We start from the raw sequence: 12,441 nt of genomic DNA on the forward strand, positions 1-12,441 counted from the left end.
TCCTTCAAGAAAGAAGCCATGCCCTTTTCTTTTGCCGCGCTATTCTGTATACTAGGCAAAATAAGTCAGATGAACGGGGGTTGAGGGTGATGGTCACCGATAGAAAGCAGTGGGTCCGGTGGCACGCCGAGCGGAAATATACGACGCTTCCGTTGCTTAAGGAATTGCCGATTCAGAGCCGTGATAGCGGCATAGTCACTTCTTGGGAAGAAGCCTGGCAGGACGCATCGCCGTATGCCGTTGTGCTGGAGAGCGGGAAGGATGGCAAGTATACGTATTTGGGCTTGCATCCGGATGCCATTATTCGGGGCAAAGGACTGACTGCCGAGTCCGTCACCTACGAATCGCTAGAGGAGCAAAGCCGGCGCAACTGGCATGGCAAGCCGCTTGAAGTGATGAGGGAATGGATGGCGGGCGCAGTCGGACCGCGTCTGGCTGATGGACCGAAGTGGATCGGCGGCTGTGTCGGCTACTGGAGCTATGACGTGATACGTTCGATAGAACGTTTGCCAGAGCTTGCGGACGATGATCTGGCTTTGCCGGATTACTTGTTCATGCGAATGAATGAACTATGGATTATTGATCATGAGAGATCTGTCGTTTATTGCGCTGTCCATATGCCAATTGATCCGAACGCCAGTGAGCAGGAGCTGCTGGAAGCCTACGATCGTGCGCTGTCTCGCGCCGAAGGGATGACGGACTACTGGCTGACATGGTTCGAAGAAGAGAAAGCGTGCCGCAAGGCGGATGCGGTCAAGGAGAAGCGCCTTAAGCTGACGGAAGCGGATCATCTTCATATCGACATCGAACAAATGAACGATATTAGCTCACCGTTCAAGAAGCAGGCGTATATGGATGCCGTAGAAGCGATTCGGGGCTATATCGGCCAAGGCGATGTGTTCCAGGTAAATCTGTCCCAGCGTCAAAGCCGTACGATTGATACGTCACCGGAAGAGCTGTACGAATGGCTCAGACTGTTCAATCCGTCGCCATACATGGGCTTCCTGCGCTGCCCCGACTTCCAGCTTGTGTCTGCTTCGCCGGAACTGCTCGTAGAGCTGCAGGACGGCAGATTGGCAACGAGGCCGATTGCCGGCACGAGGCGCAGAGGGCGGACAGAGGAAGAGGACCGCCAGCTTGCAGAGGAGCTTGTCGCTAACGAGAAGGAGCGCGCCGAGCATATTATGCTCGTCGATCTGGAACGCAACGACCTCGGCCGTATATCGGCGTACGGGACGGTTGAAGTGAAGGAACTTATGGTCATCGAGTATTACTCGCATGTGATGCACCTTGTGTCGCAAGTCGAAGGGGTACTTGCCGAAGGAAAGGACGCATATGACGTCATTGCGGCTACGTTCCCGGGAGGCACGATTACAGGAGCGCCGAAGATTCGAACGATGGAAATTATAGAGGAGCTTGAGCCGGTACGCAGAGGTCCGTACACGGGATCGCTCGGCTGGATTGACTATAACGGCGATATGGAATTTAATATTATTATTAGAACGATGGCTATCAAGGATGGCGTTGCTCATATACAGGCAGGTGCCGGTATCGTGATCGACTCGAATCCGGAACGCGAATATTATGAATCTCTGAACAAAGCGAAGGCGTTGTGGAAGGCCGTTCAGTACAGCGAACAGTTGGCCGGAGCAAACAACGGATAAGAGGGGGAGCTTAGACGATGATCCTTGTAATTGATAATTACGATTCCTTTACGTACAATCTCGTTCAGTATTTGGGAGAGCTTGGCGAAGAGATTGTGGTCAAAAGAAATGACGAGATCGACCTAGCGGGCATTGAAGCGCTGAAGCCCGACCATATTCTCATTTCGCCAGGTCCTTGCTCGCCTAATGAAGCGGGAATCAGTCTCTCGCTCATCGACCATTTCAAAGGCGTTATTCCGATCTTCGGCGTATGCCTAGGCCACCAATCGATTGGACAAGCGTTCGGAGGCGAGGTTGTCCGCGCGGAGAAGCTGATGCATGGCAAGACTTCACTCATTCATCATGACAGCAAGTCGATCTTCGAAGGCATGCCATCCCCGTTCACGGCGACGCGCTACCATTCGCTGATCGTTCGACGCGAGACGCTGCCGGACTGTCTCGAGATTACGGCTGAAACGGATGAAGGCGAGATTATGGGTCTTCGTCATAAGGAATACGCGATTGAGGGCGTTCAATTCCACCCTGAATCGATCATCACGGAGCATGGCCTGACGATGCTTCGTAACTTTTTGCAACAAAATAAAACCGGAGCCGCGCGATGAAAGTCAGCTTGAACGGCTCTGTTAAGGAAGCAGGCGAAGCCGTGATCTCGGTCTACGATCACGGTTTTTTGTACGGTTTGGGCCTGTTCGAGACGTTCCGTACTTACGGCGGCCGTCCTTACCTGCTGAACCGCCATCTAAGGCGGCTGCAGGCTGGCTGCGAACAGCTAGGCATTCTGTATCGCGGCGATGAGAAGGAAATTAGCGAGCAGGTGACGGGGCTGCTGGCTGCGAACGGCCTGACGGACGGTTATGTCCGTCTGACGGTAAGCGCGGGTGTTGGCGAGCTTGGTCTCCCAACGGGCGATTACGAGCAGCCGAGCGTGCTGCTGCTCGTGAAGTCGCTGCCGCCGGTCAATGATTCGATTCCTATGCATGGAAGAGAGCTGAGGCTGCTGCAGACGCGGCGGAACACGCCGGAAGGCGACATCAGATTCAAATCTCTCCATTATATGAATAATATTATTGCGAAGCGTGAGCTGCTTGCCTCTTCTCCTCCGTCAGGAGCCGAGGGGCTTATGCTGACGAAGGAAGGTTGGATCGCTGAAGGCATTGTGAGCAATCTGTTCTATGTGAAGGACGGCATCTTGTGCACGCCGGCTATTGATACGGGTATCTTACCCGGTGTAACGCGCGAGCGTGTTATCGAGCTTGCGCGGGAAGCGGGGCATGCGGTGCATGAAGGACATTTTACATGGGAAGAGCTTGTACGGGCTGATGAAATATGGATGACTAACTCCATACAGGAACTTATTCCGATTACGACGCTATCCGACATTGCGAGCGGGAACGAGACTGTACAAGTTGGCGACGGTTATGCGGGAGATCTGACGAGAGGCTTGCTAGCACTCTATCGTGCGGATGCATCGCGACTTGTCGGGAATGAATAACGGTTAAGGAGAGTGGCAGCATGAGCAAGAGCGGCACGCATAATAGACATTGGGTATATGAGTTGAACGGCGGCATTCGGCTGGAGCTTGGCAAACGCACATTAATTATGGGCATTCTCAATGCGACGCCTGACTCCTTCTCTGATGGCGGCAAGTATACGGGGGTGGATGCTGCAGTAGCCCACGCGCTTGCTATGGTGGAGGATGGGGCGGATATTCTCGATATCGGCGGCGAATCGACGCGTCCGGGTTTCGAGCCCGTTCCTCTTGATGAGGAGCTGCGGCGCATCATTCCTGTTATTGAAGCGGTGCGGAAGGAAATTCCGCATATACCGCTGTCTATAGACACGTATAAGGCTGCTGCTGCGCGTCAGGCGCTCGAAGCGGGCGCTCACATGATTAACGATATATGGGCCTTGAAGGGTGACCCCGAGATGGCGGCTGTGGCCGCAGAGTTCGGTTGCCCCGTTATTCTTAACCATAACCGTCATGCGCGGGACTACAACGATTTCGTGCCCGATGTGCTGGCTGATCTGCTTGGCAGTGTCGAGATCGCGAAGACGGCCGGCGTTTCGGAGACTCAGGTATGGCTCGATCCCGGTATCGGGTTCGCCAAAACGTACGAGAACAACTTAGAGCTGCTTGCTCGCTTATCCGAACTGTCGGCGCTGGGCTATCCGGTGCTGCTCGGCACATCGCGCAAAAAGTTTATTCGCGACACGCTGAGCTTGCCCGTGGAAGAGTTGGCATTCGGCACAGCCGCGACAGTCGCGCTTGGTATCGCGCAAGGCAGTCATATCGTTAGGGTGCATGACGTTCGCGAGATGAAGCAGACCGCTTTGATGACGGACGCTATTTTGAAATTTAAGACAACAAATTAAGAAATAAGACGTTTGCCTGTGAGGGGAGTGACGGAAATGGACCAAATGGCGATTAAAGGGATGTGCTTCTACGGGTATCATGGCGTTTTTGCCGAAGAGAATAAGCTGGGGCAGCAATTTTACGTCGATGTCGTGCTGCATATGGAGCTTGGCCAAGCTGCTGAGACCGATGATTTGAACTATACAATTAACTACGCGGAGATCCATGCATTCACGAAAGAGATTGTGGAAGGACCTCCTTTCAAGCTGATTGAAGCTTTAACAGGTCACATTGCATCACGGGTTCTGGAAGCTTATACTATGGTAAATGAAGTGACGGTTCGAGTAACAAAGCCGCATCCTCCGTTCGATATCCACTTTGACGGGGTAACGATCGAGATGCGGAGAAAGCGGGATGCACATGGAAGAGCGATTCCCGCCTAACGGGCAGTCATTCGAAGCGTACGTCGCTTTAGGGTCGAATATGGGAGAGCGAGAGCAGCTTCTGATGGAGGCTATCGGGCTGATTGACCATGAACCAACCATTGAAGTACGGAGTGTGTCGGGCATCTATGAGACAGATCCTGTCGGCTATACAGATCAGCCTGCATTTCTGAACATGGCGATAGCGATCCGCACTTCGCTCAGTCCGATCGAACTGCTGCGCAAGCTGCTCGAATATGAGCTGCAGCTAGGGCGAGTTAGGCAGATACGTTGGGGACCGAGAACCATTGACCTCGACCTCCTGCTATACGATAATGTCAGAATGGATCAAGAGGAGCTGACACTGCCGCATCCGCGCATGATGGAGCGGTCATTCGTGCTTGTGCCGTTAAACGATGTTATCGAAATATCGCATACGCTGCAGAGTGAGGTTGCACGTGCGGCCGGTAGCGCGCTTCAGGATGGAAAGGAAGGCATTACGTTATGGAAAACAATCAATTGGCGCAGCGCGTCAGAGCCTTTCGGAAGCTGAAGGGCTACACACAGCAGGAGCTGGCCAAAGTACTTGGCGTATCTGTTGCGGTATTGGGCTCGCTTGAGCGCGGTACGAGGAAGACAGACCCGAAGCTGCTTAACCATATCGCGAGCACGCTCGGGATCGATTACGAGGAATTAATGTCGGATAACCGTGAATAAAGCCTGACGTCCGGCACCGGACGCTTGGGATCAAATAATATCAATGAGGAGTGTGGAAGGGCATGCTGAAAATCGGCGACATCGAGATGAAGAATAGGGTTGTGCTGGCGCCGATGGCAGGCGTGTGCAACCCTGCTTTTCGTTTAATAGCAAAGGAATTCGGAACGGGACTAGTATGCGCGGAGATGGTGAGCGACAAGGCGATCCTGCACGGAAATAAGCGAACGATGGAGATGCTGTTCGTTGACGAGCGCGAGAAGCCGCTTAGCTTGCAAATATTCGGCGGCGACCGTGAGTCGCTGGTCGAGGCGGCGAAGGTTGTCGATACGCAGACGAATGCAGACATTATCGACATTAATATGGGATGCCCCGTACCGAAGGTAACGAAATGCGACGCCGGCGCTCGTTGGCTGCTTGACCCGAACAAAATCTATGAGATGGTATCTGCTGTCGTAGACGCAGTGAACAAGCCGGTTACCGTGAAGATGCGTATCGGCTGGGATGACGAGCATATTTATGCGATCGAGAACGCTCGTGCGGTTGAGCGCGCAGGCGGCAAGGCCGTTAGCGTACATGGACGGACGCGGGAGCAACTGTATACGGGCAAGGCGAATTGGGACATCATAAGGGATGTCAAACAATCGGTATCTATTCCCGTAATTGGGAATGGCGACGTATTCTCGCCAGAGGACGCGAGAAGGATGCTGGATCACACCGGCGTCGACGGCGTTATGATCGGACGCGGCGCGTTGGGCAACCCATGGATGCTCTATCGTACGATTCAGTACTTGGCAACGGGCGAGCTTCTGGGCGATCCGGCACCGCGCGAGAAGATGGAAGTCGCGATCTTGCACCTTGACCGACTGATCGCTCTAAAGAACGAAGCGGTAGCCGTGCGCGAGATGCGCAAGCACTTAGCATGGTATTTGAAGGGCTTGCCAGGCGGCGCGCGCGTGAAGGACGTTATTATGGAAGAAACGGACCGCGATCGCATGGTGGCGATTTTGGAAAATTTTATTCGTTCATTGGAGGAAGAGGCCGTGCAGGAGCAGAACGGCGTTTCATCCGTTCATACCGCAGCGGAAGAGATCATTCATTAAATGGATCGCCGGTTGCCGCTGCTTTTAATGGAGCGCCATGTCGGAGCATGCTTCATTTTGGAGGCAGCGGCACTTGCATCGACAAAGTTCGACAGATGTCGGCATGATGCGGAATGTATGGATTCACGCCTAAGTGAAACGGTTTCAATGGGACGTTTGGCTTTGATTGACATTGGGGGCAACTTTGAAATATAATCGTGCAATATAATCCAAAGAGGCTCTCAAGAGACTCCTTTAAAGTGAAATGACTCAAGGTATGATGGCAATGAAGCGTAATATATTAGGTAACAGTGAATTCATACACGGTATGAAAATAAGTCACACGACGGGAGAATCGGAAAGATGAACGATAAGCAAATCATTCTGACTCAGGACGGCTTAAAGAAGCTTGAAGAGGAACTGGAAACCTTAAAGTCGATCAAGCGCCGCGAAGTCGCTGAGCGGATCAAGGTTGCAATCGGTTATGGCGATATTAGCGAGAACTCCGAATACGAGGACGCGAAGAATGAGCAGGCATTTATCGAAGGCCGTATTATTACGCTTGAGAAGATGCTTCGTAATGCGCGTATCATCAATAACGATGATATCGATATCGATACAGTGAGCATTGGTTCGATTGTAACGGTTGAAGATATGGAATTCGGCGACACAATGGAATATGCGATTGTAGGCACTGCGGAGTCCGATCCTCTCCAAAATAAGATTTCTAATGAAAGTCCGGTTGGCAAGGCGATTCTAGGCAAGAAAAAAGGCACCGTTGTAGAAGTGAACGTACCAGCCGGCATCATTCAATATAAAATTGTCGATATCAAAAAATAAGGTTTGCGATGAATGGTTTAGAAAGCTTCCTTGCCGGAAGCTTTTTGAACGTTATCGGTTACCCTTACGTATCAGGGAGATGAACGAAAGTGGAACATGAGAATAACGAGCAGGGACAGGAGCAGGAGCTAAGTGAGCTTCTGCAGATCCGCCGAGACAAACTAGACGAGCTTCGCGCTTTAGGCGTTGACCCATTCGGCAAGAAGTTCGAGCGCACTCATAATGCCAAAGATATTCTAACAGCCTATGAAGCGTCTACGAAGGAAGAGCTGGAAGGCCAAGCGGTTAAAGTGAGCATCGCCGGCCGTATTATGCAGAAGCGCGGCATGGGCAAGGCGGGCTTCGCGCATATCCAGGACTTGAGCGGCAAGATTCAAATCTACGTCCGCAAGGACACGGTCGAAGAGCATAAGTTCGCTGCATTCGATCTGCTTGATATTGGTGATATTGTCGGCGTACATGGCGTCGTGTTCAAGACGAATACAGGCGAAGTTTCCGTCAAAGCGCAGGATGTTGACGTATTGACGAAATCGTTGCTGCCGCTGCCTGACAAGTACCATGGCCTGAAGGACGTCGAACTGCGCTATCGTCAACGTTATGTCGACCTGATTGTGAATCCGGACGTTCAACAAACGTTCATTACCCGGTCCAAAATCATTCAATCGATGCGCCGTTATCTCGATTCGAGAGGTTACTTAGAAGTAGAGACGCCAACGCTGCACTCGATAGCGGGCGGAGCTGCTGCTCGTCCTTTCATCACTCATCATAACGCGCTAGATATGCAGCTTTATATGCGTATTGCGATCGAGCTTCATCTAAAGCGTCTTATTGTGGGCGGCTTGGAGAAGGTATATGAGATCGGCCGCGTATACCGCAACGAGGGTATCTCCACGCGTCACAACCCTGAGTTCACAATGATCGAGCTGTATGAGGCTTACGCTGACTACAAAGATATAATGGCTCTGACCGAGAATCTGATTGCGCATATCGCACAAGAGGTGCTTGGCACAACGAAGATTATGTACCAAGGCCAAGAAGTCGACTTGACTCCGCAATGGCGCCGCGTCTCGATGGTCGATCTCGTGAAGGAACTTACGGGTGTCGACTTCAGCGTGGAGATGACCGACGAGGAAGCACATCGCCTTGCCAAGGAGCATAAAGTTGCGGTTGAGCCGCATATGACGTTTGGTCATATCTTGAACGCGTTCTTCGAAACATTTGGCGAGCATACGCTGATTCAGCCTACGTTCGTTACCGGACATCCGGTTGCGATCTCGCCGCTGGCGAAGAAGAGTGAAGCCGATCCGCGCTTCACGGACCGCTTCGAGCTATTCATCGTAGCACGCGAGCACGCGAACGCCTTTACCGAGCTGAACGATCCGATCGACCAGCGCGAACGGTTCGAGGCACAGCTCGTAGAGAAAGAGCACGGCAACGACGAAGCGCATGAGATGGATGATGACTTCATCCGTGCCCTTGAATACGGCATGCCGCCTACTGGCGGTTTGGGAATCGGCATCGACCGTCTCATTATGCTGTTGACGGATGCGCCTTCGATCAGGGACGTACTGTTGTTCCCGCATATGAGAGATCAACGCTCCGGCGAGTAATAGACGAGTTGTATGGAAGCAAGATATAAGTAACTATACAAGCGTGGCCGTATTGATGGTGAATAACCGTCTGACGGCTGCGCTTTTCTTATTTCTTCTACTAATTATCATGATGAAATTTGTCGAACAAACGCATGAATACGCATACATTTAATGGCGTGAAATTTATGTTCTCAAAATGCTAATCTAGTATTGACACCTTCATAGTAACAGTAATAGAATAGGACTTGCGAATCACAATTGTTACATATTTATGCAAAAAAGCTAACAAAACAACAATATCTCATGTAAATCGCAAACCATCCGAAAGGTTGGGACGCAAAGCCAGGAGTCTAAGGCATCGTTAAGCTATCGATGCTATGATCGTCCGACCGCCATGAACTGTCATGGCGGTCTTTTTTATTTTGCGGAAGTCATGACGTCATATATTACGGGGAGGGTATTTATGATTAAGAAGAAGTGGTTGAAGTCAGCCCTATTGTTGAAGTTGGTCGTCATCTTAACGATAGGTACGGCAGGTACGGTTTTTGCCCATGGAAGCGGCAGTGGGGCGGCAAGCAATTGCAGCGGCGATTATGTGGATGAGGTCTTCTTTTACAACTATAATTTTTCCCTATCCGATGATGGGGACCAAGTCGTTAGCGGTTCCCGCGACTACGATAAAACCAATTTAAACTGGAATGCGGGAGATGGTTATGCCATTACTTGCGTGAAAGTTGAAGGGTTATCGGATGGTGCAACTAAAACCTATGAGTATGACGGTGGTGCTATTAGCGGAAGTGGCCTTCAGGCGCCTCAGTATGCTTATGAGAAATACGAAAAAGTCAACGGTAAGTGGAAATGGGTAACTTATTATAAAGAACAAACAATATCCTATGTAAAGTTTTACTACAAGGAACTGCCGGCTCCAGGCTGCACGGAAGGCTACGATGCCAGCTATAAATATACGGTAGGTAATTCTAATAGCTTTGAAGTAGGACCTAGCGGCAAAAAAGTCGTGAGCGGCGAATTAAAGAGCAACAAGAAGACCGTTAATTGGAACGTAATTAATGACACGGATTTATTGAAACATGATGTCGTGTGCGTGAAGATTACTTGGAAATCCGGCAACAAATATAAAACTGAGACGACATCCTACGGAGCAAGCGGAACCAAATCCGGTTCCTCGACAGCTCAGACGGATAAAATTCGTGAAATCGAGTTTTTCGTGAAGAAGACTGTAATTGTACCGACCCCGACTCCGACACCGGAGCCAACGGCAACGCCAGAACCAACAGCGACTCCGACACCGGAGCCAACGGCAACGCCAGAACCAACAGCGACTCCGACACCGGAGCCAACGGCAACGCCAGAACCAACGCCGACTCCGACACCGGAGCCAACGGCAACGCCAGAACCAACGCCGACTCCGACACCGGAGCCGACAGCAACGCCAGAACCAACGCCGACTCCGACACCGGAGCCGACAGCAACGCCAGAACCAACGCCGACTCCGACACCGGAGCCGACAGCAACGCCAGATCCAACGCCGACTCCGACACCGGAGCCGACAGCAACGCCACAACCAACGCCGGCACCGACACCGGAGCCGACAGTAACGCCAGAACCAACGCCCGCACCGACACCGGAACCAACGGTAGAGCCGACATCGGAACCAACGACACAACCAACAACAACACCAAGGCCAGCTCCTACGCCGGTGGTAACGCCAGAATCGACACCGGAACCAACGGTAGAACCGACTCCGACAGTTGAGCCAACAGCAACACCAGAAACAGAAGTTGTTGTTGACGAAGACGATACGCCTCAAGGATCGGTAGACGCAGGTGAAGAAGAAGTTGTCGAAGAGGGTGACAACGAGGTACCGCAAGGATCGGTTGACACTGATACGGATGCAGTTAAAGAAGAAGACGAAGCATCTGTTACAGACAACGAAGTTCCATTAGCAACGCTTCCGAAAACAGGCGATACAAGCTCGTTGCCTACTTATATGGCAGGACTTGGCCTGCTGTTGATTGGATTGCTTACGTTCAAAAAGAAAAAATCGACAAAAGCATAGAATTAAGAATTACTAAGCAACTGCCCTGATAGCCTTTACGGTAATCGGGGCAGTTTTTTTGTCGATTTGTCCTGGTTATAAACGAGCCGAGGAGGATTCTGAGTGTCAGTCCCTGCTTTTTTGTAAAATTTTGATCTATTTATTTGATAGATAGTATTGATTTACTAGAATCATATGGTAATATAGGACTATAGATGCTAATCACGATAACGGCAAACCTATCGAAAGGTAGGGACGCAAAGCTAAAGGGCCTTCCTTATGATGGCAGCCAGCTACCGAAAGACGGGGCATTTTTTATTTTCTTAAATAGTAGGACAAGCATTGGAAAAGCGAATCACGATAATGGCAAACCTATCGAAAGGTAGGGACGCAAAGCTAAAGGGCCTTCCTTATGATGGCAGCCAGCTACCGAAAGACAGAGCTTTTTTTGTTTTATAACGAGGGACAAGCAGTCCCATGAAACTTTACACGATAACGGCAAACCTATCGAAAGGTAGGGACGCAAAGCTAAAGGGCCTTCCGAAAGATGGCAGCCAGCTACCGAAGGGAGTTTTATTCATGCGTAAGTTTATTCTTATGTTAGCAGTAGCGTTCATCATGATCGCATCGATTAAAGTTACAAGTGCAGAAGCTAGCGAAAACACAACTTGGTTGAACACAGCAAGTTTAGACAAAGGCATTGTATCGGTATCCTACGAAGTAAAGGCTAACGTGAAAACAAAAGTAATGATCGCAAAAGGCGATAATAAATATACATATAACATGACAGCTTCCAAGAAAGTAGAGCAATTCCCGTTGCAACTTGGAAATGGCGATTACACCGTTTCGGTGCTTGAGAATACAGAAGGCAACAAGTATAAAGTAGTTAACAAAGAAACAGTTAAGCTTAACCTTGCTAACAACAGCGTGATTTACTTGAACTCGGTACAAAATGTTGCATGGACAAGCTCAAGTTTAGCTATTGTCAAAGCAAAAGAGCTAACAAAAAACAGCAAGTCAGACAACGAGAAAGTAAAAGCAATCTACGATTACATCATTAATAACATCAAATATGATTATGATTTGGCAGCTAACATTTCGAATGATTACCTCCCAAGCATCGACAAAACACTTTCGACGAAAAAAGATATCTGCTATGGTTACTCGTCGTTGTTCGCAGCAATGCTTCGTAGCGTAGGAGTTCCTACTAAGCTCGTAATGGGTGACACGGAATATGTGAGTGTGTATCATGCTTGGAACGAAGTGTTCATGAATGGCAAATGGGTAGTCATTGATACGACGGTAGACGCTGGTCTCAAGAAGAGCAACAAGAAGTTCGATCTGATTAAAGATGCTTCGAAATACTCGGCAGCAAAACAATACTAGAGAGTTATTAGACACGGTGCTTTGGCATCGTGTCTTTTTTGTTATCTTCTATAATAGAAAACAGTTTAAATGTTTATATAAAAAGTGCTTGCAATGCTATAGGCGTCTGTGATATATTATCTAAGTCGCCGCTGAAACAAACGGCCGACACGGAAGACAAATGATTGTTCTTTGAAAACTGAACAACGAGCGAAACTGCCAGTTAAGAAGCTTCGGCTTCTAACTAAAAGCAATAAAAAGTTTTTGAGCAAGTCAAACACCTTTATGGAGAGTTTGATCCTGGCTCAGGACGAACGCTGGCGGCGTGCCTAATACATGCAAGTCGAGCGGAG

General features: G+C 50.1%; 12 protein-coding genes, 1 rRNA gene and 4 riboswitches. All 13 genes read left to right on the forward strand.

Annotated elements, in window-relative coordinates; all coding sequences use genetic code 11:
• Positions 1-89 precede the first annotated feature (89 nt).
• The gene (locus AC0YN0_RS29990) at positions 90-1,664 is read left to right on the forward strand and encodes an anthranilate synthase component I family protein (protein WP_475824571.1); all 1,575 of its coding nucleotides are present in this window, start codon (positions 90-92) and stop codon (positions 1,662-1,664) included.
• Positions 1,665-1,681: 17 nt separating this feature from the next.
• Complete coding sequence (pabA, locus tag AC0YN0_RS29995; RefSeq protein WP_475824572.1) at positions 1,682-2,266, forward strand: aminodeoxychorismate/anthranilate synthase component II; 585 nt, start codon at positions 1,682-1,684, stop codon at positions 2,264-2,266.
• The gene (pabC, locus tag AC0YN0_RS30000; RefSeq protein ID WP_475824573.1) at positions 2,263-3,156 is read left to right on the forward strand and encodes an aminodeoxychorismate lyase; all 894 of its coding nucleotides are present in this window, start codon (positions 2,263-2,265) and stop codon (positions 3,154-3,156) included. The genes pabA and pabC overlap by 4 nt, the downstream gene beginning before the upstream one ends.
• Before the next feature lie 20 nt (positions 3,157-3,176).
• Positions 3,177-4,037 carry a dihydropteroate synthase gene (folP, locus tag AC0YN0_RS30005; RefSeq protein ID WP_475824574.1) on the forward strand — a complete coding sequence of 287 codons (861 nt, stop codon included), beginning with the start codon at positions 3,177-3,179 and terminating at the stop codon, positions 4,035-4,037.
• Between the two features lie 36 nt (positions 4,038-4,073).
• Positions 4,074-4,460, forward strand: coding sequence for a dihydroneopterin aldolase (gene folB, locus AC0YN0_RS30010; RefSeq protein ID WP_475824575.1), 387 nt, complete (start codon positions 4,074-4,076; stop codon positions 4,458-4,460).
• A complete protein-coding gene (gene folK / locus AC0YN0_RS30015; RefSeq protein WP_475824583.1) occupies positions 4,438-4,992 on the forward strand; it encodes a 2-amino-4-hydroxy-6-hydroxymethyldihydropteridine diphosphokinase in 555 nt (184 codons plus the stop codon). The genes folB and folK overlap by 23 nt, the downstream gene beginning before the upstream one ends.
• A complete protein-coding gene (locus AC0YN0_RS30020) occupies positions 4,944-5,156 on the forward strand; it encodes a helix-turn-helix domain-containing protein (protein WP_442050012.1) in 213 nt (70 codons plus the stop codon). Before folK ends, AC0YN0_RS30020 begins: the two co-directional genes overlap by 49 nt.
• A gap of 62 nt (positions 5,157-5,218) precedes the next feature.
• Positions 5,219-6,256, forward strand: a complete 1,038-nt coding sequence (dusB, locus tag AC0YN0_RS30025; RefSeq protein WP_475824576.1) for a tRNA dihydrouridine synthase DusB — start codon at positions 5,219-5,221, stop codon at positions 6,254-6,256.
• A 342-nt stretch (positions 6,257-6,598) separates the two neighbouring features.
• Positions 6,599-7,075, forward strand: coding sequence for a transcription elongation factor GreA (gene greA / locus AC0YN0_RS30030; RefSeq protein ID WP_442050010.1), 477 nt, complete (start codon positions 6,599-6,601; stop codon positions 7,073-7,075).
• Positions 7,076-7,164: 89 nt separating this feature from the next.
• Positions 7,165-8,685 (forward strand): lysine--tRNA ligase, encoded by a 1,521-nt coding sequence (gene lysS, locus AC0YN0_RS30035; protein WP_475824577.1) that lies wholly within the window; start codon positions 7,165-7,167, stop codon positions 8,683-8,685.
• Between the two features lie 283 nt (positions 8,686-8,968).
• A riboswitch (cyclic di-GMP riboswitch) is annotated at positions 8,969-9,064 on the forward strand.
• Positions 9,065-9,130: 66 nt separating this feature from the next.
• On the forward strand, positions 9,131-10,744 hold the full coding sequence (locus AC0YN0_RS30040) for an LPXTG cell wall anchor domain-containing protein (RefSeq protein WP_475824578.1): 1,614 nt from the start codon (positions 9,131-9,133) through the stop codon (positions 10,742-10,744).
• A 201-nt stretch (positions 10,745-10,945) separates the two neighbouring features.
• A riboswitch (cyclic di-GMP riboswitch) is annotated at positions 10,946-11,024 on the forward strand.
• A 54-nt stretch (positions 11,025-11,078) separates the two neighbouring features.
• A riboswitch (cyclic di-GMP riboswitch) is annotated at positions 11,079-11,157 on the forward strand.
• Positions 11,158-11,210: 53 nt separating this feature from the next.
• Positions 11,211-11,289: riboswitch (cyclic di-GMP riboswitch) on the forward strand.
• Positions 11,290-11,302: 13 nt separating this feature from the next.
• Positions 11,303-12,109, forward strand: coding sequence for a transglutaminase domain-containing protein (locus AC0YN0_RS30045; protein WP_475824579.1), 807 nt, complete (start codon positions 11,303-11,305; stop codon positions 12,107-12,109).
• A 261-nt stretch (positions 12,110-12,370) separates the two neighbouring features.
• Positions 12,371-12,441, forward strand: a 16S ribosomal RNA gene (locus AC0YN0_RS30050); the annotation flags it as partial.

It is taken from the genome of Paenibacillus sp. J22P218, from assembly GCF_056269195.1.

Excerpts from the sequence above, each read along its gene's own strand:
- AC0YN0_RS29990 (WP_475824571.1), top strand. The coding sequence starts at position 90 with ATGGTCACCGATAGAAAGCAGTGGGTCCGGTGGCACGCCGAGCGGAAA.
- pabA (WP_475824572.1), top strand. The coding sequence starts at position 1,682 with ATGATCCTTGTAATTGATAATTACGATTCCTTTACGTACAATCTCGTT.
- pabC (WP_475824573.1), top strand. The coding sequence starts at position 2,263 with ATGAAAGTCAGCTTGAACGGCTCTGTTAAGGAAGCAGGCGAAGCCGTG.
- folP (WP_475824574.1), top strand. The coding sequence starts at position 3,177 with ATGAGCAAGAGCGGCACGCATAATAGACATTGGGTATATGAGTTGAAC.
- folB (WP_475824575.1), top strand. The coding sequence starts at position 4,074 with ATGGACCAAATGGCGATTAAAGGGATGTGCTTCTACGGGTATCATGGC.
- folK (WP_475824583.1), top strand. The coding sequence starts at position 4,438 with ATGGAAGAGCGATTCCCGCCTAACGGGCAGTCATTCGAAGCGTACGTC.
- AC0YN0_RS30020 (WP_442050012.1), top strand. The coding sequence starts at position 4,944 with ATGGAAAACAATCAATTGGCGCAGCGCGTCAGAGCCTTTCGGAAGCTG.
- dusB (WP_475824576.1), top strand. The coding sequence starts at position 5,219 with ATGCTGAAAATCGGCGACATCGAGATGAAGAATAGGGTTGTGCTGGCG.
- greA (WP_442050010.1), top strand. The coding sequence starts at position 6,599 with ATGAACGATAAGCAAATCATTCTGACTCAGGACGGCTTAAAGAAGCTT.
- AC0YN0_RS30040 (WP_475824578.1), top strand. The coding sequence starts at position 9,131 with ATGATTAAGAAGAAGTGGTTGAAGTCAGCCCTATTGTTGAAGTTGGTC.
- AC0YN0_RS30045 (WP_475824579.1), top strand. The coding sequence starts at position 11,303 with ATGCGTAAGTTTATTCTTATGTTAGCAGTAGCGTTCATCATGATCGCA.